This window comes from Methanosphaera sp. ISO3-F5 (genome assembly GCF_034480035.2).
Classification (GTDB): Archaea; Methanobacteriota; Methanobacteria; order Methanobacteriales; family Methanobacteriaceae; genus Methanosphaera.
The window spans coordinates 2075423-2098983 of sequence record NZ_CP118753.2 but is presented as its reverse complement, the minus strand read 5'-3'; the positions used below and the strand labels follow the sequence as shown (position 1 = coordinate 2098983).

General features: G+C 29.3%; 19 protein-coding genes and 1 pseudogene. 11 read left to right on the top strand and 9 right to left on the bottom strand.

Annotation, left to right across the window (positions count from 1 at the left end; translation table 11 throughout):
• The first annotated feature begins 297 nt into the window (after positions 1 to 297).
• The gene (locus PXD04_RS20885; protein ID WP_323736737.1) at positions 298 to 1875 is read left to right on the top strand and encodes an Ig-like domain-containing protein; all 1578 of its coding nucleotides are present in this window, start codon (positions 298 to 300) and stop codon (positions 1873 to 1875) included.
• A 53-nt stretch (positions 1876 to 1928) separates the two neighbouring features.
• On the opposite strand, the gene PXD04_RS20880 is transcribed toward PXD04_RS20885, so the two are convergent.
• The 3 genes from PXD04_RS20880 to PXD04_RS20870 all read right to left on the bottom strand — a co-directional run bounded on the left by PXD04_RS20880 (position 1929) and on the right by PXD04_RS20870 (position 5862).
• Positions 1929 to 2633, bottom strand: coding sequence for an ABC transporter ATP-binding protein (locus tag PXD04_RS20880; protein ID WP_323736736.1), 705 nt, complete (start codon positions 2631 to 2633; stop codon positions 1929 to 1931).
• A gap of 117 nt (positions 2634 to 2750) precedes the next feature.
• On the bottom strand, positions 2751 to 5009 hold the full coding sequence (locus PXD04_RS20875; protein ID WP_323736735.1) for an ABC transporter permease: 2259 nt from the start codon (positions 5007 to 5009) through the stop codon (positions 2751 to 2753).
• 169 nt (positions 5010 to 5178) lie between these two features.
• On the bottom strand, positions 5179 to 5862 hold the full coding sequence (locus PXD04_RS20870) for a hypothetical protein (protein ID WP_323736734.1): 684 nt from the start codon (positions 5860 to 5862) through the stop codon (positions 5179 to 5181).
• A 265-nt stretch (positions 5863 to 6127) separates the two neighbouring features.
• Here PXD04_RS20870 and PXD04_RS20865 point away from each other — a divergent pair, with 265 nt between their 5' ends.
• A complete protein-coding gene (locus tag PXD04_RS20865) occupies positions 6128 to 6931 on the top strand; it encodes a DUF4013 domain-containing protein (RefSeq protein ID WP_323736733.1) in 804 nt (267 codons plus the stop codon).
• 242 nt (positions 6932 to 7173) lie between these two features.
• Here PXD04_RS20865 and PXD04_RS20860 read toward each other — a convergent pair whose 3' ends face one another.
• Positions 7174 to 7626, bottom strand: coding sequence for a DUF308 domain-containing protein (locus PXD04_RS20860; protein ID WP_323736732.1), 453 nt, complete (start codon positions 7624 to 7626; stop codon positions 7174 to 7176).
• A gap of 939 nt (positions 7627 to 8565) precedes the next feature.
• Between PXD04_RS20860 and PXD04_RS20855 the strand changes: the two genes are divergently transcribed.
• Both PXD04_RS20855 and PXD04_RS23470 read left to right on the top strand, forming a co-directional pair.
• Positions 8566 to 10824, top strand: coding sequence for a YhgE/Pip domain-containing protein (locus tag PXD04_RS20855; protein WP_323736731.1), 2259 nt, complete (start codon positions 8566 to 8568; stop codon positions 10822 to 10824).
• A 163-nt stretch (positions 10825 to 10987) separates the two neighbouring features.
• Positions 10988 to 11476 (top strand): annotated as a pseudogene (locus PXD04_RS23470) (tripartite tricarboxylate transporter permease); the annotation flags it as partial.
• A gap of 17 nt (positions 11477 to 11493) precedes the next feature.
• Here the strand turns inward: PXD04_RS23470 and PXD04_RS20850 are convergent.
• Complete coding sequence (locus PXD04_RS20850; RefSeq protein ID WP_323735625.1) at positions 11494 to 12930, bottom strand: hypothetical protein; 1437 nt, start codon at positions 12928 to 12930, stop codon at positions 11494 to 11496.
• Positions 12931 to 13250: 320 nt separating this feature from the next.
• Here PXD04_RS20850 and PXD04_RS20845 point away from each other — a divergent pair, with 320 nt between their 5' ends.
• Positions 13251 to 13991, top strand: coding sequence for a tripartite tricarboxylate transporter permease (locus PXD04_RS20845; RefSeq protein WP_323737493.1), 741 nt, complete (start codon positions 13251 to 13253; stop codon positions 13989 to 13991).
• Here PXD04_RS20845 and PXD04_RS20840 read toward each other — a convergent pair.
• A complete protein-coding gene (locus PXD04_RS20840) occupies positions 13984 to 14922 on the bottom strand; it encodes an RsmD family RNA methyltransferase (RefSeq protein WP_323736730.1) in 939 nt (312 codons plus the stop codon). The genes PXD04_RS20845 and PXD04_RS20840 overlap by 8 nt on opposite strands.
• Before the next feature lie 117 nt (positions 14923 to 15039).
• On the opposite strand from PXD04_RS20840, the gene PXD04_RS20835 reads away from it, so the two are divergent.
• The 4 genes from PXD04_RS20835 (at position 15040) to PXD04_RS20820 (ending at position 19465) form a co-directional block, all read left to right on the top strand.
• Positions 15040 to 16380: a CpaF family protein gene (locus tag PXD04_RS20835; protein ID WP_323736729.1), complete on the top strand. Its 1341-nt coding sequence runs from the start codon at positions 15040 to 15042 to the stop codon at positions 16378 to 16380.
• A 36-nt stretch (positions 16381 to 16416) separates the two neighbouring features.
• Positions 16417 to 17277 (top strand): type II secretion system F family protein, encoded by an 861-nt coding sequence (locus PXD04_RS20830; RefSeq protein WP_323736728.1) that lies wholly within the window; start codon positions 16417 to 16419, stop codon positions 17275 to 17277.
• Positions 17278 to 17335: 58 nt separating this feature from the next.
• Positions 17336 to 18223, top strand: a complete 888-nt coding sequence (locus PXD04_RS20825) for a 3'-5' exoribonuclease YhaM family protein (RefSeq protein ID WP_323736727.1) — start codon at positions 17336 to 17338, stop codon at positions 18221 to 18223.
• A gap of 138 nt (positions 18224 to 18361) precedes the next feature.
• Positions 18362 to 19465 carry an inositol-3-phosphate synthase gene (locus PXD04_RS20820; RefSeq protein ID WP_323736726.1) on the top strand — a complete coding sequence of 368 codons (1104 nt, stop codon included), beginning with the start codon at positions 18362 to 18364 and terminating at the stop codon, positions 19463 to 19465.
• Between the two features lie 100 nt (positions 19466 to 19565).
• Here PXD04_RS20820 and PXD04_RS20815 read toward each other — a convergent pair whose 3' ends face one another.
• From PXD04_RS20815 to PXD04_RS20805, 3 genes are read right to left on the bottom strand one after another with little or no spacing between them, the layout of a single operon-like run.
• The gene (locus tag PXD04_RS20815; RefSeq protein WP_323736725.1) at positions 19566 to 20093 is read right to left on the bottom strand and encodes a tRNA (cytidine(56)-2'-O)-methyltransferase; all 528 of its coding nucleotides are present in this window, start codon (positions 20091 to 20093) and stop codon (positions 19566 to 19568) included.
• Positions 20094 to 20098: 5 nt separating this feature from the next.
• Positions 20099 to 20878: an adenosylcobinamide-GDP ribazoletransferase gene (cobS, locus tag PXD04_RS20810; protein ID WP_323736724.1), complete on the bottom strand. Its 780-nt coding sequence runs from the start codon at positions 20876 to 20878 to the stop codon at positions 20099 to 20101.
• A gap of 25 nt (positions 20879 to 20903) precedes the next feature.
• Positions 20904 to 21410, bottom strand: coding sequence for a hypothetical protein (locus PXD04_RS20805; RefSeq protein WP_323736723.1), 507 nt, complete (start codon positions 21408 to 21410; stop codon positions 20904 to 20906).
• Positions 21411 to 21646: 236 nt separating this feature from the next.
• Here PXD04_RS20805 and larC point away from each other — a divergent pair, with 236 nt between their 5' ends.
• Positions 21647 to 22873 (top strand): nickel pincer cofactor biosynthesis protein LarC, encoded by a 1227-nt coding sequence (larC, locus tag PXD04_RS20800; RefSeq protein WP_323736722.1) that lies wholly within the window; start codon positions 21647 to 21649, stop codon positions 22871 to 22873.
• Positions 22870 to 23553: a 7-cyano-7-deazaguanine synthase QueC gene (gene queC, locus PXD04_RS20795; RefSeq protein ID WP_323736721.1), complete on the top strand. Its 684-nt coding sequence runs from the start codon at positions 22870 to 22872 to the stop codon at positions 23551 to 23553. Before larC ends, queC begins: the two co-directional genes overlap by 4 nt.
• The last annotated feature ends 8 nt before the right edge of the window (positions 23554 to 23561 follow it).

Here is a 23561-nt window from a genome sequence, read left to right as displayed (position 1 = left end):
CCCCACACATAAAGGAACTAATTTTATAATAATATAATATCAATACATTCTGTTGTAGAAATATTATTAGAACAAATAATCTAAAAATATATAAAACATTAAAACGTAATATATATCATTGTAAATACAATTATGAGAAAAATAAGATTATACATCGAATAATTGATTAATATTATAATTATCAGACAAACATTAAATAATTACGTATTAAACAATTAAAGAAATTATATATTCTAATCTTTCTTTATAAATTACATGACATACAAATACTTGAAATAAATAGGAGGATCTGTCGTGATGAATAAAAAGTTATCTCTTCTGTTACTATTATCCATTACAATAATTAGTTTAAGCGCAATCAGTGCAACAGAATTATCAGATAACAATACTCATACAGAATCATTAACTCAAACACAACACACACAAGTTGAAGCTAATGATCAAGATGATATATTAAAAGAAGATAATACAAAAACACAAAAAACAATTAACAAAAACAAACAAGATAATGCAAAAAACAAAGAAGCAATCAATATATCAATAAATAATACAATAACCCGTAGCAATTCAACAGATAAAACACCACTTACAATCTCAGGAAACACATACCTTAATTTATCCAATAACCTTTCCGAAATATTAAAAAATCTTGAACTAAACACTAAAATAGATTATGGTAACAAAAATATTCTAGATATAAGCAAAGATGACCTTTCAAACATAAAAAATATCACAATAGGCAATTATACAAACATTAAAGATTCAATAATAGGCAATTATACCAATATAAAAAATTCAACACTAAACAATCTAACAAACATAATTGATGAAATAGATAATATAACCTTAGGAAGAAATGCTACAAAAGTAACCGTTGACCCAGTAAAAGGAGTAATCGGCGAAAATATTACATTTATTGCCCATGTAACTGACACTAAAGGTAAAGCAGTGACTGGTGGAAATCTAGTATTTAAAGTAAACGGAAAAACACTTAAAACTAATGGTCGATTTGATACAATAGCATTCCCATGGAAGTTCAAAGTAAACAATGGAAAAGTAACAGCAACAATAAAAGCAGATTCATACTTAAGAAATGCTAAAAATTTAACTGCAACATACAGTGGATCATTCCAATACAAGTCAGCAACAAGTAAAGTAGTAACAGCACAAATCAAGAAAAGAAATGCGAAACTAACAGTTACTGCTACTCCAAAGAAACAGAAACAATACGATATAATTACACTCACAGCAAAAATACAGGATAAAACTCCAAACTACAAAAACAAGACAGCAATTAATGAAAACACAAAAGTATTATTCAAAATAAACGGTAAAACAATAAAAAATTTACTTGGTAGAAATGTACTGGTTAACATAGTTAATGGAAAAGCAAGCTACAATTATACCGTTCCAAGAGGTATGGGTGGAATAACCAAAGAAGGTAAAATCCGTAATTATAATGTGGAAGCAGTTCTAGTAAGTGACAGTTTCTATCCGGATACTAGGGCAAAAACAACATTTAATGTAAAAAGAAGTCCTGTTACCTTAAATATTGTTAAAACCTATGTAACCTCTAGTAACAAGTTATCCGTACTTGCTACAATTAAAGACTACAAAAACAGGTACGTGCTTGGTAACAGTACCATTGCTCTTAAAATTAATGGAAAAACATATGTTAACCCATCAACCAATAAAAAACAAACATTCAAAGTATCTAGAGGTATAGTACTGTTACTGTTACAACAAGTTTCTAAAGATATTAAAATTAAGAAGGTTATGCTTGTAACTGGTGCTCGTCAAGCTTATCTTGGAGCTCGTAACGAAACAACAGACATTACAAAATCTAGTTTAAAACTTAATTTATCTTTCCTCTAAACCATTTTTTTCTTTTTTTAAATAAATAGTGGAGTTTACAAGAATTATATTTTTTACAATTCTAATTCAGTGACTTTTTTTGGATTTTCATTGATATGAATACTTTCTATTTGACCATTTTTAATTCTTATTGTCTTATCTGCAGCCGCTGATAAAATTTCATTATGAGTAACTATTATTACAGTAGTATTGAGGTTAATATTCATTTCTTGGAGTAAATTCAATATTAAAGTACCTGTTTTAGAGTCAAGAGCTCCGGTAGGTTCGTCACATAATAACATTGCAGGTTTCTTGGCAATGGCTCTTGCAATTGATACTCTTTGTTGTTCACCACCAGATAATTGTGCAGGAAATTGATTTGCAAAATCTTTAAGACCAACAGAGTCTAATAATTCCAGACCATCAATATCAAAATCCACAATTTCATTCATTAACTCAATATTTTCGAGTGCAGTTAGATTAGGGATTAAATTATAAAACTGAAAAACAAAGCCAACATTCTTCGCCCTATAGTTAGTAAGCTGATCTTCATCAAGTAATTCTATATGAATATCATTGACAATAATTTCACCAGAAGTTACTGAATCAAGGCCCCCTAAAATATTCAGTAATGTAGATTTTCCCGCACCTGATGGTCCGAGTATAACAACAAATTCTCCTTCATTAATTTTAAAACTTACATCATCCATTGCTTTTAAAATAGAATCTCCAGATTCATAAATCTTATTAACGTTTTTAAATTCTATCATGCTCGTCATTAACATTACCCTCTAGGAATTATTTTGATATTTATTGAAAAATAATTTTTTAAATTGTTTAAATTTGAATAATTTTTATTATTTTACCTCTGTTCTAATAGTAATATATTTTATTGCCTAAACTTTTAGGTAATCTGTTATGTCAAATTTCTTAATCTTACGTGAGAAATATAAATTCATTACTATTAATACTGACATGATTAATAAAAATGTGAAAACCACATTTGTTATTGATATGGAAGGAATTATATAAATGTCTTCTCCAAATGCTGGCATTAATATTGACATTACAGAATATCCGATAGGAATACCCAGTATAAAACCGGGGATTGTTAATAATAAATTTTGTGTTGCCAATATTTTTGTTAAAAACTTACTGTTAAATCCTAAAGTTTTTAGTGTTACCATGTCATTTTTCATCTCAATATATGATAGTAGATTCAGATTATACAGAATTACTAGTGCTAAAATTACTGCAAAGAATACTAATGCAGTAATTATCATCATTGAAGTTTCTTCTAATTTATCCCAATAAGTAACCAGGTTATCTAAATAAAGTACTGATGTGCCTTCAAAAGATTCGGTTACATGTTCTGAAGTTACAATGCTTGTAGGAGTATAATTTAAACCTAATTCTTTTAATTTATCGGGAGACATTACTAATCCCTGAGAATATGGGCTTGAATGAATTTTATCAATTTTTACATTGAATATTTTATTTGAACCTAAAATAGAACAATTTATTGTGTCACCCACATGTATATCCATATGTTCTGCCATTTTTTTCGAAATAGATACTTCATCTTTATCTAATTGTATCTTATCATGGTTATCATCAGTGATAGTTATCAGATCATTATCACTTAAAACCAGTAGTGAAGCTAATTCTTGTTGATTCTTTGAAATCTCAATTGAAGATTCCATTATAGGACTACCATTAACTTTTTCTGCTATTGAATTGATTTGAGATAAATTAAGATTATCATTAGTGATTATCTTGGATTCGAAATGATTTACATCATTGAAATACCATTCTCTGGATTCACCAATATTTTCATACAATCCATACCCTGAAATTAATAGTACTGTACATCCAATTACGCCGGCTATTGTTACTATAGCTCTGAAATTATTTCTACGAATATTCCTGTAATTCCATCTGAAAGTAAATGAAAGATTATTCCAAATCTTAAATTTTTCTACAAATGATGTGTTGGATACATGTGGTGCTTCCGGTTTTATAATTAAGGAAGTTGGTTCTCTAATAATATTTTTAATTGAATAATATGAAATTATGATTGACATTACGGCCATTAAGAGTATTATTATGACAGATGGCATAATTCCTATTGAATTCCAGTAAGGAAATTTGAAGTAAAACATTCTTGATGGGTTTGCAATCATATGAAATGCTGTTGGCCCTGTAATAGCACCTAATATTGATCCAAAGGTCACTAATAAAAATCCTGGAAAGATGTAATGCATGATGATTTTGTTATCTTTAAATCCATTGGCTTTAAGGATACCTATTTGATTTCTTTGATGTGTTATAATTCTCTTCATTGTTGTTGAAAGCATGAGCATTGATAGAATGATGAATATTGGTGGAAATACTGATGTTACTGAATTTTGTTGACTGATTGATTCTCCAACTACTTTTACACTTGGATGGTTAGATCTTTGTAAGAATAATGAATAATAGTCATTTAAACGATATGGTAAAATCTTTGAATACATTTCTGGTGTTCCTTCAAATTTTACATTAAGAACATTGTATGTGATATTGTTTGATGGAAATGCTTTATGTGACATGTAAGCAAAGCCTGTGGATGTATGGTTTGGTACTGTTGATGCAACAGGTGAATAATAAATGTATTCTGGTGAATATCCTAATCCTTTTATCTTTTTTCTGATTTCAATGTTGTTGCTTTCAAATGATATTTCATCCCCAATTTTTAGTTTTCGGGCATCTGCAAAACTTTTATCTAACCATACTCCCTCTGAATCGTCAATATTTAATTCTTTTCCTTCGAGTAAATAAAATTTGGATATTGTGTTGTTTTCAACAAAATGTAACATAATCTCGGGTTTGTCATCTAGTATTGCATGTGAATTCACGATTAATTGTCTTTCCATTTGTGTAGTTGCTCCAAGGTGATCAACATAGTCTAAGAATTCGTCAATTAAATAATTGGAGTATATAGAACCATCTGCTAAATTTGTTTCTTCGTAATAATCGTTAATTGTTGTTTCAAAGCTATTTGTTTCTACATACATTCCTGTAAATACGAACACTCCTATAAATGCCATTAAAAATATGGATATGAATTGCACTTTATAATAGGTCATGTCTCTTAACATTTTTCTTTTAAGCATTTAGTTTTCACTCCAATTAACAACTTATATTAATTTAATTGCTATCTTATTTTTAATTTTATACGAATTATTCTCTTGAATATCTCATATTTTATCTTTTAATATATTTTCTTCTAATTATTCTAAGTTTAATCCTTAATGATTTAAGAATTATATATTAATGGCTTTTTCAGAAATTGGGGATTTTATCACTGTAAGTTTGTACTTTAGATTTCCAATCTTGAGCAATATTTTCTACCTTTGCTTTAGCATCCCCTACTTTTTCTGCACCGGTTGAAAGGGTTTTATTCTTTAAATCGTTGGTGATGTTTTCTATATTAGATATAGTGTTATTCTTAGGCTTATCAATATAAACTTTCTTGTATTCTACTGATTTTGCCATGTGCAATGCAATGTCTTTGTCTTTAGCAAAAATTATGATATTATCATGAGTTGTATCATTTGATAGGGGAATACAATAAAATTTTCCTTTATAATTTAATTTAATGAAATCAAAGAGTTGTATTTGAAATAGGTCATCAGCATTAATCACATAACATGTTAAGCCATCAATGTTTTGTGAAGTACCCTTCTTGATTAAATCGTTCAGGGTGTTAAAACTCATTTCACCTATATTAATCAGACTATTTTCTTCATAACTATTATATGATATTACAAATCCTTTATCCCATTTCCAAAGTTTAATTTTATTAAAATCTCCTTGATATTTTGTTTGTTCTGCTGGAACATCAATAGTTGTTCCATTAGGTGTTATTTCAATTTTATCATACCTTACATATGTTAACATTACTAAAATAATACCTGCAATAATTAAAAGTAATACAATTATCATTATCTTTTTTTTATTATCCATTGTTTTTGCCCTCACCAGATTAGTGAATTGTACATGTGACTTATTTATTTAATTCATATTTAATAAGATTATATATTATTAAAAAATAAAATTTAAGACCGAATATTAATTTTAAATAATTGACTTTAACCAGTAACTGATATTAAACCTTTTAAACAAGTTTAAATAATATTTTTTTAATAAATAATATTATCTCTTTTAAAGAGTATTTAAAAATTAAAATTGGGGTGTTTAAATAGAATTAGTAGAAATAATTAAAGAAGCTTTGGTATTTCCATCAAAAAATTTGGGAGTACTTGCAATTTATAGTGTATTGTCTATACTAATAACGGTATTTGCTTTAGGTGCGATGGTTTCATTAATGACTGTGTTCGTTAATTTCGCAAGACATTTTATAACAGGAACAATATATCTGGTAATTTCCTTAATACTTGGATTTATATTGTCTGGATATCAGATATCCCTCATTAAGTCAGGTATTAATTTAGATGAAAAAGCTCCTGATTTTAAGTGGAAGAAGAATTTGCATACTGGTATTGATAATCTTTTCATATCCATTATATATTATACGTTACCTACGCTTATTGTTCTTATGGTAGGATGTTCCATGAATATTCCTCGCAATCTAATGCTGGTTTCACAGAAAGCTATTTTACAAGCTAATAACATGACCGTTACCGGGAATATTACTGCTTCTGTAGTTAATACAATATCTCCAGTGCTTAACTATTTGGTAAGTTCTTTAATAATTACGTTTACTGTTGCTATAATATTATTCATAATTGCTACAATCTTACACAGTATAGCACAGGCAAGATTGGCAAATACGGATAATGTAGATGAAGCTGCAAATATTCCTGAGACAATAAATGATATTAAACAATTAGGTATAGTAAATGTGATTGGATTACTTGTATTAATTGTCATAGTAACTGGTGTTATTGAGATATGTTTAAGTATTATATTCAATTTTGCACCATATTTGTCAATTTTATCAATTCTGGTAAGTCCATACATAATATTCTTTGTTCAAAGAGCGATTGGGTTATTGTACACTGATATTGCATAACTTATCCAGTTATTTATTTATTTTTTATTCTTTTTTTCAATTATATATTATATTTGCTAGATATATCAATACTATTTTTAAATTAAAACATTTTATAAAACCAACAATCATATAATTTATGAAATAATCTTCTTTTAAATGCCGAGTACTTTTTTTGTATTAAATCAGTTAAAATAAGAGTTATATTAATAAAAATAGAATTAATGTTAAATTAAAAATAAAAAAAAGTGAAGGATATTTTATTATGAGTTTAGATATACGCTTATTCCTTGGATAATTAAACTTAAACCGATTAATATTGCAGCATAGAGTGGTTGAGCCATTGATAATCCTGCAAGTGCAAATTGTATGATACCTAAAAGTATGATCATTATTGAAGTCAATTTAGACATACCAGGGGACACAATACCACTAATACCAGCTGCAATCATAATTATACCAATAATATAGAATTGTAATCCTATAATGAAGGATAATCCATTAATGGAAAACATGAATAGTAAACCAAATATTATTGCTATAATTCCAATAAGGAGATTTCTTGCTGAAAAATCAGTGAATATTAATGCTAAACCAAAGAATAATAAGCTTAGTCCCATCATAATGGATATTGTTCCAGTACTTATAATAGGGAATATGATGAAAATTAATCCTAAGATTATGGATAATATTCCAGTTACCTTATTTTGTTCCATAGCTTTTCCTCCTATATTTTTTTATTATTCACTCTTTTTTTAGTGAAAAATTCCTATTAAAAAAAAAAAGTAAATAATTCTTCCATATTTAATAATTGTTGTAGGATATATTTATTTATTTATGCTTGTTGATAGTTATTAAGAAGTACAATGAATTTACTTTATTCAAAGTGTAAAATGTATCTAATTATTATCTTTTTCATGATTTAAATTCCAGACAAGTACTATTTATTAAATTTATTATCGAAAATTTGTTACACGATTATTAAAAGAAAATTCAATTAAAGTCCATTAAATGATATATGAATAATGACAACAATAATTAATATCCTTAATAAAATAATTTATAAAGTATTGCTTTTTTATTAAAATTAAGGTATATTAAATAACTTAAAAATATTTACCCTCTATAAAAAACTATTTCTCGTTTTTTATCTTCTTAAAATAAAATACAATAATTATATATTGTTATACTAACAAAGATAATTTATATTAGTAAATAATTACTTTCTACATATTAAATTATATTTTTAGTAACATGAATAGTTAGTTACTATATTTAAATTGCATAAATTTTTGTTTTAGTTAAGTAATTATCTAAAAATATTTAACAGTAAGATTAATTGATTGTTAGATAGGAGTTTAAAGTTAATACGATAAAATTAACTTCATTAAAATAATTATTAATTATCTAATAGAAAAAGAAAAAAAATAATGAATTATATACAAATTATTCTAGTAAAACTTAGTAAAATCACTTTATTCCAATAAAACGATCAAATACTTAATTATATTAAAAATATAGTTATTTTAATTTATCATTTAATTATCCAACATATTTAAAGTTTTAAAAATTTCAAGAATAGCAACAATAACTTTTTTTCTTGTTTTTTGTAAGTTAATTGTATTAATTTAATAAAAGGGGGTTGTGAATGGAAAATGAAAAAATTAGATCTTAGAAAACAAGAGGATGACACCCCTCGTAGAACATTAAATAGGGTGGATTTACAAAATCGTCGAAAAGAATCTGAACGTAAAATCTCAGATATAATTAAAAAAGATATACGTGGTTTTACAACAAATCCAATTGTAATGTTAGTATTGTTTGCAGTAATTATATTACCTTCACTGTATGGTCTAGTTAATATTTATGCTTGTTGGGATCCTTATGAAAATACTCACAATGTAGAATTCGCTATAGCTAATGAGGATTTAGGTTCTCAATATAATGGTGAACGAGTCGAAGTAGGAGCAAAAGTAGTTGATTCATTGAAAGATAATACGAAATTTAAGTGGGTCTTTGTCACTTCAGATGAACTTCGACGTGGTGTCCATAATGGAACATATTATGCGGGTATGATTATTCCAAAGAATTTTAGTGAATCTGTCGTATCAATAACTACTAATAAACCTCATTCAGCGGAATTGGAATATATTGTAAATCTAAAAACTAATCCTGTTGGAGCTAAGTTAACAGATGCTGCTTCTAAAGAAGTGTATAATAAGCTTAATGCTGAAATTGTATCATTTATTGATGTAGCTGCTTTGGAAAAGTTAGGTCAATTACATGATGGTTTAGAAAGTGGTGCAGATAAAATGGAAGATGGTGCTAATCAACTTTCAGCAGGAGCAGACAAAGTAGCTGACGGTGCAAACCAATTAACTGCTGGTGCAAACAAAGTAGCTAGTGGTTCTGATCAACTAGCAAGTGGTGCTAAAGCAGTTTCTACTGGAGCCAATACCATATCTGTTAATTCAGTGAAGTTAGCTAATGGTGCTGATCAACTAGCAAGCGGTGCAAGCCAAGTATCTGATGGAACACAACAAGTTGCTGATAAATCAAATGAAATATATAAGATTTACCAGAAAATTAAAGAAGCTCTAATTGGTAGTGTAGATGTCTCTAAATTAGCAGATGATGTGGATAAATTAGATTCTGATACTTCAAGAATTGCTGCTGAGCTTAACGAGTTAGATAAGGACACATATAATCTTTCATCTAATGCATTAGTAGTATATGGTGGAGCATATAACTTATCAGATAATGCTGCAGAATTAGCAGTTGAAGCAGACAATATATCACTTAGAACACATAATGTTGCTAATAGATTTAATGATTTATCTAATCAGATTTCCCAGTTAAATGAAGCTGTTAAAAATGGTGAATCCACCGCAACAATTAAGGAGATTTTAGAAAGAATTGATAAAGGAATGAATGATACCAACACTAAGTTAAATGATTTGAATACTGGTGCACATTTAGTATCTGATGGTTCTAGTAGTGTTGCTACTGGAGCAAATCAACTTGCTGATGGAACAAGACAGTTAGCTCAAGGTTCAGACCAGTTAGCTAGTGGAGCATCTGAACTTTCTAGTGGAGTGCATGTTTTATCAAATGGTACTGTTGAATTAGCTAGTGGGGCAGAATTATTAGGTTATTCTTCTGCGTCTGCATTAAGAAATGCATCTAATGAGATTGGTTTTGCAGCTGAACAATTATCTGCAGTGTCAGAGATTAATCAGGATGATGCTAGTGATTATTTCTTCTCACCAGTAGTCCTTAAAAGACATGAGGAATTCCCGACGAATAATTATGGTTCTCAGGTTGCACCATTTTATATTGTATTATCTATGTGGGTTGGTGCGCTAGTTACTAATGTTATGTTAAAAACAGGTACTAGTGTAGGTACTGAGTATAAGCCACATGAAATGTACATTGGTAAATTAATGTTATTTAATATTATGGCCATATTACAAACAACGGTGACACTAATTGGAGCAGGTATTTTTGGAATTGATATTTCAAATCTGTTAGTATTTGTGTTCTCATGTTATTTTGTATCTGTTGTATTTATGACTATTGTTTATTCATTAACATCCGTGTTTGGTGATGTTGGTAAAGGTATTTCAATATTGTTATTAGTATTTCAAATATCGGGTACGGGTGGTATTTATCCAATTGAGATTATGAGTGAACTTTTCGGATGGATTTATTCTTATTTACCTATGACTCATGCTATAACGATTGTGAGAGAGTCCGAGTTGGGATTAATTTGGGCTAATTATTTGCCGTCGTTTGCATTCCTGTTAATATTGGGAATTGTGGTTATTTTATTATCCATTCTTCTTAAGCAGAGATGGGATAAACGTACTAAGTTTTTCGAAGAAAAACTTGAAGAATCTGACTTATTTAATTAAAAGTAGTGGAGTTATTCATTACTTTTATTATTTTTCTATTTTTTTGTACAATATACTTGTTTTATTCTTAATTACTGTTATTTATGTTTAGGTTTTTTGTTTTTGTTTGTTGTTTAGAAAAGATTTAAGTATTACTTTTATTATAATTAGTATTAATAATGTTATGATTGAAATTATATTAGCAATTATTATAGGAATTATATTAGGAACAATTACTGGTTTAACACCAGGATTACATGTTAACACTGTCGGACTAATAATTTTCTCAATATCTGATAAGATTTTGAACTATACCACACCACTAGTATTATGTTCATTTTTTGTTAGCATATCATTATGCCATGCAATGCTTGAGTTTATACCAGCATTATTACTCAGTATACCTGATGAGGATACTGTTCTAAGTATTCAGCCGGGCCACAGATTATTATTCAAGGGCCATGGACGAAGAGCTATACGTCTTGTTAGTTTTGGTGGCTTTTTATCTATTATAGTGCTTGTAATGTTAATGCCCCTATTAATAATGTTTTTACCAATAATTTATGGCTTGTTAAAGGATTATATTGGTTATCTGTTATTATTTACAATGATAATATTTTTAGTATATACTAATAGTAAAGAAAAACGTGCAAAGAGTATTTTAATATTTTTAGTGGCACTGTTCAGAATCTATGGGAATGTTGGTTTTTTGGGATTGATTTTGAAGAAGTTGTTGATGGGTTTTTTGTTTTGTAGTACGTTTCTGTGGATCCATCGTATTCTTGCACTTTTAAGTCTTCTCTTTAGTCCTCGTATTGTTCTGTATCTTCTTTTTAGTTGACGTGGAAGTGTTGTTTTGAAGTATAATTCTATTATGTTGTTGGTTTTTGGTATTGCTTCGTTGTTTAGGTATTGTGTTAGTTCGTTGAAGTTATTTTTAATTCTTTTGATGCTAGTTGCTACTGAATCTGGTAAAAACTGTATATTGTTGGTTAAGTGTGATAGGCGTCCTTTTGCTAGTTTTATGTTTTCTGCTTTGAATATGTTGGATATTCTTTCAAGGTAGTTGTTTAGTTCTTTGATCTGTTTTTTGTTGTGTTTTATTTGTTTTTTTATGTTTTTGATTTCTTTTTCTAGTGTTTTGATGTCATTGTGTAGTTTTTTCTGTTTTTTATCTGTTATTGGTCCCATGTGTGGTTTGTATTTTTCTAGTTTTTTATGTATTTTTTCGTTGATTTCTTCTAATTTATGGTATTTTCCATTGTTTTTACGTGTGATTCTTCGGATAACTGGATATACTTCCATTCCTACGTTGTACATCATGTGAAAGACGCATCTTTGTTGTATCATGTTAAATTCTTCTATTATAGGAGGATAAGCTGAATATCCGTCGGTTATCATTATTTCATGTGGTATGTCGTCCAGTATTTGGTGGAAATATTTTTCAATAATTTCCGTGTCAAATAGTGTTGCATATTCCAGAAAATCTTCATAAGGATATTGGGTATTTGCATCAATAATCATTAACCGTGACATATATTCTCCATTTTGTGATGGAAATTGCTCATCATAGTGATATTTGCCACTATCTTTAAGATTTTCTTTTTCTACTTGTTGTTCTACCTGTTTTTCTTTTTCTTCAAGGTATGAATCTGCAGTATTATTTTCATGATAAAAAACCGTAGATTTTGGTAAATGTATATCAAAAAGTGCTTCAAACAATTCAGACTTCTTTTCATATGATTCTTCACCAATCTCGGATAATTTAACACCCCACTCTTTAACAGTAGAAGTATAAACAGAATAATTATCAATAAATTCATTAAAATTAGTTACAATACGATTACCACATTCTGGACAGGAATAATCCTTAACACTAACAGGAATGCCATTAGGTTTACGAGTATGATAACCCTTAGAATGTAATTTACAACCACAATCACCACATACTTCATCAGTAAGAACATAAGTAACCTTAAAATCAAGTAAACCCATCATTTTAAAGATTAATAAAAAATCAGGAGATAAACAATCAGGAAAAATAATTTCATCAATATCACCAGAAACGATATCTTTAAGACAAGTTAAATCTAATATATTATTGGTAAGAGTTTTATTCGACTTCATAATAATATATATTACTCTTACCACTATTTATAGACTTATACAAACTTAAAATTAGAAATACAAAACAGAACAAAATCCATACAAATAAACAAGTTGATAAATATCAGATATTAACTAAAACAGTACATATAACACAGTACAAAAAATAAAACAAATAATCACCAATTTAAACAAACATATAAGAACATAACTACTTTTAATTAAATAACAACACTCATTTAATCAACAAAAAATAAAACTAATTTATTCTATCAAAAATTTTAAGAAAACAAGAAAAATTCATCCCCATGATTATTAGATAGTACCTTTTAGTAGCTGGAATTTTAGGTTTTTTTGTTTTACAGAGCAATGTTGGAAGTAACCTTGCACTGTTAAGCATATTATCAGGACTTTTTAGTGTTAGTAATTTAATATATACTGTTAATAATGATTCACATATCCCACCACAGAAAGAAGAAAATAGCTTTTTAGTGGATGATAAGTTCAAGAGGTCTGTATTTGCGGGCAGTATTTCTGGTTGTGTTTTAGGTTTACTTCCAGGTCTCGGACCTGCGCAGGGAACTCTGATTGCTCAGAGTCTTACATTGAATAAGAATGTTAGTCCAGAAGAGTTTATTATTACTAATAGTGGCGTTAATATTTCTGACACTCTGTTTTCTCTGATAGCTATTTATTTAATTAATAATCCTCGTAGTGCTATTAGTGTGTATGTTAGTAATATTCTTAGTGAAGTAGAATTGATTCATATAATATTTTTCATATTTGTATGCTTGATTACTGTTTCGGTATGTTGTATGTTGTCTATAAAAGTAGGGGATTGGATGATTGATCATGTGTTAAAGATTGATTATAAGAAGTTTAACCTTTTTATTATTATTTTGATTTCATCCATTCTGGTATTTTTCACCATTTGTAATAATGGTTGTTTGTGGTATGTTATTTTATGTTATGTGACTAGTATTTCATTGGGTTTGGTTTGTAATGTGTTGGATTTAAGTAAAAGTAATTTAATGGGTGTTTTGATTGTTCCATCAATACTTACTTATCTTGGAATTATATGATGATTACTTCATCACATATTTTTTCTAGTGCTTCGGTGTATTTCTTTGTGTCTATGCCAGGGAAGGTGTCTATGATTCCTAAGTTGTATTGTTTTTCTAGTTTTTTTGTAAGTTCCAGTATGTTTTCATTGTATATTTGATATTTTTCTTTTGGTATTTGATTTATTTCCAGGTTTGTTTTTAGTGATTCTATTGATTCGGGATTTATGTCGTTGAATGTTACGTGTGCTGCATTTTTTTGTAGTGCGTATATTCCTAGTGTTCCTGGTCCACTCATTGCATCCAGTACTGTTGGGTTTTCATATTTTTCCAGGATTTTTCTTAGTTGTTCTATTTTTGGTGATTCTTGTTTTGGATATTCTATGTGTTGTTTGCTTTGTTGTTTGTATAGTATTATTGGTCCTTTGTCTGTGTTTTGTATGTCACATCGTATGTCGCATCCTGTTAGTAAGTCGTAGTTGTTGGTTTTTGTGTTTTCATCTAGTTTTCCTGCTGTTGTTTGTGTGTTTCCTTTGATGATTGCTTTTATTTCTGGTACTTCTGTTTTGATTTTTTTGGCTGTTGTTTTGTCACAGTTTGTTGTGATGAGTACTAGTGTTTCTTTTGATAGGTAGGGTAGGTGTTCGAGGTATGTTGCTGGTGTGATTAGGGGTGTTCCTGTTTTTCTTATGGAGCTTGTTTCGGGCATTTGGTTGTTTTCTATTAATATTTTTAGTGTATGTGCCATTACTATGTCTATGTGTCTTTTTCCACATTGTTTGCATTTTTTATAGTTTTTGTCTATTTTTTCTAGTTTAATTTGTCTTTTTAGTGGTATTGCTTTTTTTAGGGTTTTTGTGTGGCATTGTGGGCATGCTTTGTATAGTTTGTCTATGTTTTCTAGTATGTTTTGTTTTGTTTTTATACAGTTTGTTTTGCAGTTGCATTTCATAGAATTATATATGCGTTTAATTGTTATTTATTTGATTTGTTGTGTTGATTGTGTTTTTTATATCATTAGTAATACTTTTATATTATTAATGTAATACATATGTATGTTAATATTATTATGAAATTAGAAAAAAACTTACCAATATACAATACAACAGAAAAAGAACAACTATCCCAAAGAGAAAAAGAAAATTATGAAAAATTAAAAGAAGAAATAATTGAACTGCAAATAAATAATAACTCCATAAATTTAGAATCTGAAGAAATAAGTCAATTAATAAAAGAAAAACCATTTGAAACTGAAAAACTAATTAATAAATTAAATAATGATTTGAAGGGTTATGGAAAAATTGATGTACTGTTAAAGGATGATAATCTTGAAGAAATTATGATAATAGGCAACAATAAACCTGTATACACATACCATAGAACACATGGTATGATGATAACCGACATCACACTAACAGAAAATGAGATTAGACAAACAATAAACAAAATTGCAAACTTTATTCAAAGAAAGATTGATAAACAGACGCCCATACTTGATGCAAGATTACCTGATGGAAGCAGAGTAAATGCCACCATCCCACCTGTAAGTGCCGATGGACCAACTTTAACTATTAGAAAGTTCAAGAAGGATCCTCTTACAATATTTGATTTGATAAAAAACAATACCCTTAGTGCTGAACTTGCAGCATTTTTTTGGGTTGCTGTTGATGGATTAAATGTGCGTCCATCAAATATTATTATTGCGGGTGGTACTGGTTCAGGTAAGACAACTACTTTAAATACTGTTTCATCTTTTATTCCAAGTAATGAAAGGATCATTACAATAGAAGATACCCTTGAGTTACAGATTCCACATGAGCATATTATTAGAACTGAGACTCGTCCTCCCAATATTGAGAACAAAGGCGAGATTAATATGAATGCATTATTGAAGAATACTTTAAGGCAAAGACCGGATAGGATTATTGTGGGAGAAGTTAGATCAAGTGAAGCTGTTACACTTTTTACTGCACTTAATACTGGTCATTCAGGTATGGGAACCTTGCATGCTAATTCCACACAGGAAACATTGACTCGTTTGGTTAATCCTCCGATGAATGTTCCTCAGATTATGCTTAATTCATTGGATTTTATTATTATGCAGAATAGATTGTTTCATCCAGAAAAAGGTCCTGTTAGACGTATTACTGAAGTAGCAGAGGTTGTTGGAAGTGAAAATGAAACCGTTCAGCTTAATAAGATATTTGAATATGATTATAGTAGTGATAAAATTAAGTATGTTGCAATATCTTCTAATGCTTTGAATGAGATTGCTTCTATGAAGGGTTTGTCTTATAAGGAGGTTATGGATGAAATCAAGGAACGTGAAAAATATTTACTAAAAAATTGTGATAATAATTTGGGTGACATACATCAGGATAAGAAAATTATTAACAATTACTACAAGTAAGAATATACTTGAATTTATGATTGATTAAAAATAGTTATGTTAAGAGAAGTGTTTATTAAAATAGGTTCAATTACTATTATAATTAGTAGGAGAATCTTTGGAAAAAAAGAAAATTATCAAAAAAATAATACAACAAACATCAAAACAGAAACATTAAAAGAAATAATAAAACAAAACCAAGAAAATGAAACAAAAAGAAAAATAAACCCAAAATATGTGACACCAACACTATTCACAATAACACTACTAATCATATCAAGAAACAGTCAAATAATACTAGAAATACTAATACTAATCATAATAATAATCCTATTTAAAAAAAATCTGCCAAAAATAAAAGAAGAAAAAAGAAGAAAAGAAATAACACAAAAATTACCATACGCACTAAGACAAATGTCAACACAACTAAAAGCAGGAATAGGCTTATACGACACCATGAAAACAATCACAGAAAGCAACTATGGAGCACTATCAGAAGAATTCAGAATAACATTAAAAGAAATACAATACGGGAACAACTATATAGACTCATTTAACAAACTATCCCAAAGAACAAAACTTAAAAGCATGGACAAACTAATCAGCCAAATAATAAGAACACTAAACAATGGAGGAAACCTGGCAGACACACTAAACACACTAGCAGATGAAAACTCATACAACATGAGACTAAAATACAAGGAATACTCAGAAAAACTAAATGCAATCATGTTACTATACATGTTCATAGCAGTACTACTACCAGTAATCTCATTCATACTACTAGTTGCAGCAACCACAGTAATGGGATCAATAATAAAACCAGAACTATTACTAATACTCTACCTAATATTCTTCCCAATGATAATTATTTTCATGATAATATTCATAAAACGACTAGAACCCAGCTTAACCTAAAAAAATGTATAAATAAACAAAAAATAAAATAATATCATAAAATAATGAAGGAAGAAAATTGTCAAAAAAAGAAGAAGATTATATTAAAAAATTTAACCAAACCAGGCCAATCACCAGCCAATTTCTTGTAAAACACAAGGAAATAAAACGAACAAAAACCAACAAACCATACCTAGAACTAATACTACAAGACAAAACAGGGCAAATAGTAGGAAGAATGTTTGATAAGAAATCTTACAACCAATACGAAAAAATGGAAATAAACAAAGTATACAACATAGTAGGAAAAATACAAGAATTCCCACAATACTCAAACAAATACAACATACTAATAGACAGAATACTCATATCAAAAAAATATGACGAAGAAGACTTCATAAGAAAAATAGAAAATCACGAGGAACACATACAATACTTAACCAACACAATCAAAGAAATAAAAGACAAAGAACTTAAACAAGTACTGAATGCAGTATTTAATGATGAAGAAATATATAACAAATTTATACAAGCACCAGCAGCAAAAAAACATCATCACAACTACAAAGGAGGCTTATTAGTCCACACAAATGAAGTGATAGAAATATGTAAATCAATATCAACAATATATGAAAACATCAACCGAGACTTACTAATCACTGGAGCAATCCTACACGATATAGGAAAAATTGAAACATACGACTACGACTCCGAACTAATTGAAATAAAACAAGAAGGAATAATGCTAGAACACTTATTTATTGGCGGATGCATCATAAAAGAAAAAATGAACAATTTAAACATTTCAAACGATACTAAAATAGCTATAATGCACCTAATACTAAGCCATCATGGAAAAGTAGACCTAGGATGGGGTTCATCAGTAGATCCAAAAACAGTTGAAGCCATAGCACTACATCAAGCAGATGATATGAGTGCTAAAATTACAAAATTTTTAGAGATATAATGAATACATAATATACATTAAATTTATTAGTTAAAAATTAAAGATAATTAATTAGTAAGGTTATTAAAAAAATAAAACAAATTGTTATTCAAATATAATAATATTTTTTAAATATCTTAAAATCAATCAGGTGTAAAAATGGAAAAAATTAAAATAGCAGTCGTTGGAATAGGAAACTGTGCAAGCTCATTAATCCAAGGATTATACTACTACGCTGACAAAAACGAAGAAGACGTAGATGGATTAATGCACTGGTCTATAGATGGTTACAAACCTTCAGATATTGAAGTTGTAGCAGCAATAGATATTGACAAAAGAAAAGTAGGAAAAGATGTCAGTGAAGCAATTTATGCAAAACCTAACTGTACAACAATATTCTACCCAGACATGGAAAAAACTGGTGTAAAAGTTACAATGGGTAATGTTTTAGATGGTGTAGCACCACATATGAGTAACTATAAAGAAGATTCAACATTTGTAATTTCTGATGAAGCAGAAAAAAGTAAAGAAGAAATTGTTGAAGTTTTAAAAGAAAGTGGAGCTGAAATTCTTGTAAATTATTTACCAGTAGGTTCAGAAAATGCAGGAAAATTCTATGCTGACTGTGCATTAGATGCAGGTATTGCATTTATTAATTGTGTACCAATATTTATTGTAAGTGATCCAGAATATGAAGCTAAATTTAAAGAAGCAGGATTACCATGTGTTGGTGACGATATTAAAGCACAAATTGGTGCAACAATTACTCACAGAACACTTGCAAACTTATTCAAAGACAGAGGAGTTAGATTAGACAGAACATACCAATTAAATACTGGTGGAAACACTGACTTCTTAAACATGCTTAACCATGACAGATTAGCTTCAAAAAGAGAATCTAAGACTGAAGCAGTACAATCCGTTTTAGCACACAGATTAGATGATGATGATATTCATATTGGTCCTAGTGACTATGTACCATGGCAAAAAGATAACAAATTATGCTTCCTACGTATGGAAGGAAGAACATTTGGAGATGTTCCAATGAACATCGAACTAAGATTAAGTGTTGAAGACAGCCCAAATAGTGCAGGATGTGTAATTGATGCTATCAGATGCTGTAAATTAGCATTAAACAGGGGTATAAGTGGAGCTTTAACTTCAATATCTTCATATACTATGAAACATCCACCAATCCAGTACACTGATGATATTGCTCATGACAAAGTAGATGAATTCATCGAAGGAAAATTAGAAAGATAGAAAATTTATTATTTAAACACCATCTTTCTCTTTTTATTAATAAAAGAGAAAAAATAAACTAGTTTTTATTATTAAAAAAAAAATTTAGAAAAGGAGAGAATTAACTATTTTTAATTACTTCTTTATGTTCATTATTTGGAATAATTTGCATTTTACCATCATCATAGGTAATATCCAATTCCTTTGCATCCATAATGTAATGTAAACATATTGCTAAAGCTGCAACTTCGGAATGTGGCTGATTTGTCACACTTAAATTCCAGTCAGCCAGTTCATAAACTTCTGTAGGTACTCTTGAACCACCAACTATGACCAGTTTATCCTTACCATTATCTCTTATTGTTGGAATTATTTCTTCTACATGTTTTCCATACATTGTTAAATGTATTATCTCATAACCATTTCGTTTATGTTCTTTGATAACTGGCAAATATTTTTCATTATATTCTACTTGGAATTCTCCACCCCAATTTTCAACAACACGTTCCACTGATTCTATGATATGTTTATCATGTTCACCACTTAGTATAACTTTATCTGCTCCGAATGCTCTTGCAGTTAAACATACATGTGTTGTTATCCTTGTATCTCTTCCTAATCTATGATCTAATCTTAATACAGTTATCATTATTATCATCCTATAAAGTTAAAGACTATTAATATTACTATTAATGATGTGACTCTTGCTATTTCGTTTGATGCACCCATTATATCGCCGGTTACACAACCAAATGTTTTGTCGGCCATGTGTGCCAGGTATAATCCTGTTGCTACTGATGCTATTATTGCACATACTCCTGGTATGCCAAGTATGAAATATCCTATAACTGAATTTATAATTAATAATATAAATAAGATTTTAGAATTTATTCCGGACTTAATTAATCTTCCAATACCACGAGTGTCATCTTTACCTATTACCATTGAGGTTACCATACTGAATTTTGATGCAAATTCCATTATTAATACTGAAGGTATTAATATTGCTGGTGGTATTGATGCTAGTGCTGCTAGTGTTAAACTTGCAACTACGAAGAATGTTGCTATTCCTCCAGTTCCAACCATTGAGTCACGCATTACTGTTAATCTTTTCTCTGGGTCGCCGTGTACCATGAGTCCGTCACCCATGTCCATTACTCCATCTACGTGATTGAATCCTGTGAACCATATTATAAATATGTATACCAGTACTGCTGTGAGCATTGTTGATAATCCTAGTAGGGTATGACTTATATATGCTAGTAATGCTCCGAGTACTCCTATTAATAGTCCAACGTATGGCCATATTATTACACTGCTTGCCATATCTTCTATTCCAACATACCTGTTTACTGGTATTCTTGTTGAAAATGATATTATTCCCAGTATACCATTTATGTTTGGATGTACTACTGTTTTATCAGATTTTTCCATAATTTATTCTTCCTCCCCTGTTTTGTTAATATTTTGTTAAGTTAAATGATTGTTCCAGTGCTTTTGATACTAATTCTTTAACTTCATAGAATAATGAGATATCAAAGGATATTATTTTTTCTGATTTTTTTCTACATACAACATATATCATGTTATAATAGTTACCTAGTTTATTTGATAATTCGTCCTTGTTTATTGCATCATGTTCATAAGCTACTGTGGCAATGCTTTCAGTTATTGTCCTGTAAACATTTAACATAGTAATATTATCTAATTGTGCATCTAGAAATACTGATACGTTGGTGAAATATTTCTTTTCAAAGTATTCTACTGTTGTGACAACACTAATTCCATGATCTTCCACCAGTATACGTTCCAGGTAGGGCTGATTTGCATAATGATTATCAAATTCTTTAATATAACAAAAATCAAAATTATCTCTATTAGCAAGAATATAAAATGGAGTGTCACTTTTAAATAGAATACCATTACCATTAGGAGTTACAGTCAATCCTTTAAAATTTATTTCCATAATATTACTTCCATACTTTTTTGTCCAAAATTAAGAAAAATTAAAAAATATTCACTAAAATTAAGTAAAATTGAATAATATCCCAAATTATCCCATTATATTCTCTACTTATACTTTATTAATAGATTATAATATATTTGACCCTAAAATTTTTTAATAAAAAATGAGAAGTATTATAAAATCTTAATAGAATCAAAAAACATAGAAGTATATAATAATATTAGGAAGTAAATAATATGGTTGTAGTAATTGACCCACAAGTATCTGGATTAGCCGGAAACATGTTTATCGGAGCATTCATTGATTTAGGAGCAGATAAAACAAAAATAGAAAAAGTCATTCTTGACTATGCACAAGAATTTGGGCAAATAAAAGTAGATATAAATAAGAAAAGTAAATCTGGTGTTATGACAACATTTGCCAGCATAGAAACAGAAGACAATAGTGCACGTCACTATCCGGACATAATAAATAAACTTGAAGAAATAACAGAACAAAAATACCAGAAGGATGAAACAGTAAATAAAAGTATAGCATTGGCCAAGAAGATATTCCGTACATTAGCAGATGCTGAAAGTAAAGTGCATGAAAAAAGCATAGAAGAATTACATTTTCATGAAGTTGGATGTGCAGATGCAGTAGCAGATATTATTGGTGCATCATATGCATATCACCTACTGGGATTTGATGAAGAGAAAATATACTCATTACCTGTTGCAACAGGAAATGGCAGTGTAAATACACAACATGGCATACTACCAGTCCCGGCACCGGCAGTGATAAATATTCTGGAAAATGTTCCAACAATAGGAGGAGAAGTTAACACTGAATTAGCAACACCAACAGGATCTGCAATACTAGTAAATATTGTTGATGAATATGTGACTTCTACACCACTGCTAACTAATAAAATTATTGGTTATGGTTCTGGAAAAAAGGACTTGAAGGTATTGAATGCGTTAAGAATAATTAAATCAGAAGACTTTGCAGAACAAAACACTATCACAATACTTGAAACCAATATTGACACATTAAGTGGTGAAATTCTAGGTAATTTATATGATAAACTATTGGATGAGGGAGCAAGAGATGTGACTATTACTCCTACTATTATGAAAAAAAACAGGCCAGCCCATATTGTTAAGGTTATAAGTAGAAATGGTGATGCTGAACATTTAGTTAGTGTTTTGATGGAGGAAACTGGTACCCTGGGTGTGAGAATGTTACCTCATATACATAGGGGTGTTGCTATAAGAGAAAATGTTATTCATAAAGTAGAAGTTAATGGTAATCTTGAAGAAATTCGTTTCAAAATAGGGCAGTTAGGTGATAAAATCATTAAATGCAGTCCCGAGTATGATGATTTGAAGAAATTATCAGATAAAACAGGAATACCAGTTAAGGACTTGAAAAGTTATGTTGAACAGGATTATAAGAAAGAGCATAGAAGTGATATAAGATGAGTAAACCTAGGGGTATAAGCGTACTTTCCGGTGGACTTGACTGTACTGTTGCAACAAGTATTTATGCTAATGATTATGATTTAACAGCAATAACATTTAATTATGGACAACAAAGCTTTGATGAAGAATTAAATCATGCACGGAGGATCTGTGAAAAATATGGAATGGAACATGTGGTTATAGACTTACCATGGCTAGAAAATATTAGTACTTCCAGTTTAACCAGTGATGAAGATATTCCAGAGATAAGTGAAGATGACCTTGATAATTATGATGTTGCAATAGAAACGGCAAAGTCTGTATGGGTTCCTGCACGTAACACTGTATTTTGTAGCATTGCATTAGCATATGCTGAAAGTTTAGGGGCAGAAATTATCATAGTTGGCTGGGATTATGAGGAGGCAGTGACGTTTCCTGATAATTCTAAAGAATACTTGGATGCTTTTAATGAAACTATTAAGTATGGTTCCTTTGATGATATAAGTATTAAAGCTCCGTTGATTGACATGTCTAAGAAGGAAATTGTTGAAACCGGTCATGAATTTAATGCTCCTATGGATCTTAGTTATTCATGTTATACTGGTAAAGAACTTCATTGTGGTAAATGTGAATCCTGTAAAAGACGTAAAAGAGCTTTTGTTGAGGCGGGTTTAGATGATCCCACCGAATATTCAGATTAGTTGGTGAG

What these genes read in the sequence shown, in the direction of transcription:
- PXD04_RS20850 (WP_323735625.1), bottom strand. Translation starts at nt 12,930, where the DNA reads ATGAAGTCGAATAAAACTCTTACCAATAATATATTAGATTTAACTTGT.
- larC (WP_323736722.1), top strand. Translation starts at nt 21,647, where the DNA reads ATGGTTGTAGTAATTGACCCACAAGTATCTGGATTAGCCGGAAACATG.
- PXD04_RS20870 (WP_323736734.1), bottom strand. Translation starts at nt 5,862, where the DNA reads ATGGATAATAAAAAAAAGATAATGATAATTGTATTACTTTTAATTATT.
- PXD04_RS20815 (WP_323736725.1), bottom strand. Translation starts at nt 20,093, where the DNA reads ATGATAACTGTATTAAGATTAGATCATAGATTAGGAAGAGATACAAGG.
- PXD04_RS20805 (WP_323736723.1), bottom strand. Translation starts at nt 21,410, where the DNA reads ATGGAAATAAATTTTAAAGGATTGACTGTAACTCCTAATGGTAATGGT.
- PXD04_RS20860 (WP_323736732.1), bottom strand. Translation starts at nt 7,626, where the DNA reads ATGGAACAAAATAAGGTAACTGGAATATTATCCATAATCTTAGGATTA.
- PXD04_RS20855 (WP_323736731.1), top strand. Translation starts at nt 8,566, where the DNA reads ATGAAAAAATTAGATCTTAGAAAACAAGAGGATGACACCCCTCGTAGA.
- PXD04_RS20875 (WP_323736735.1), bottom strand. Translation starts at nt 5,009, where the DNA reads ATGCTTAAAAGAAAAATGTTAAGAGACATGACCTATTATAAAGTGCAA.
- queC (WP_323736721.1), top strand. Translation starts at nt 22,870, where the DNA reads ATGAGTAAACCTAGGGGTATAAGCGTACTTTCCGGTGGACTTGACTGT.
- PXD04_RS20880 (WP_323736736.1), bottom strand. Translation starts at nt 2,633, where the DNA reads ATGACGAGCATGATAGAATTTAAAAACGTTAATAAGATTTATGAATCT.
- PXD04_RS20830 (WP_323736728.1), top strand. Translation starts at nt 16,417, where the DNA reads ATGTTAAGAGAAGTGTTTATTAAAATAGGTTCAATTACTATTATAATT.
- PXD04_RS20885 (WP_323736737.1), top strand. Translation starts at nt 298, where the DNA reads ATGAATAAAAAGTTATCTCTTCTGTTACTATTATCCATTACAATAATT.
- PXD04_RS20835 (WP_323736729.1), top strand. Translation starts at nt 15,040, where the DNA reads ATGAAATTAGAAAAAAACTTACCAATATACAATACAACAGAAAAAGAA.
- PXD04_RS20820 (WP_323736726.1), top strand. Translation starts at nt 18,362, where the DNA reads ATGGAAAAAATTAAAATAGCAGTCGTTGGAATAGGAAACTGTGCAAGC.
- PXD04_RS20840 (WP_323736730.1), bottom strand. Translation starts at nt 14,922, where the DNA reads ATGAAATGCAACTGCAAAACAAACTGTATAAAAACAAAACAAAACATA.
- cobS (WP_323736724.1), bottom strand. Translation starts at nt 20,878, where the DNA reads ATGGAAAAATCTGATAAAACAGTAGTACATCCAAACATAAATGGTATA.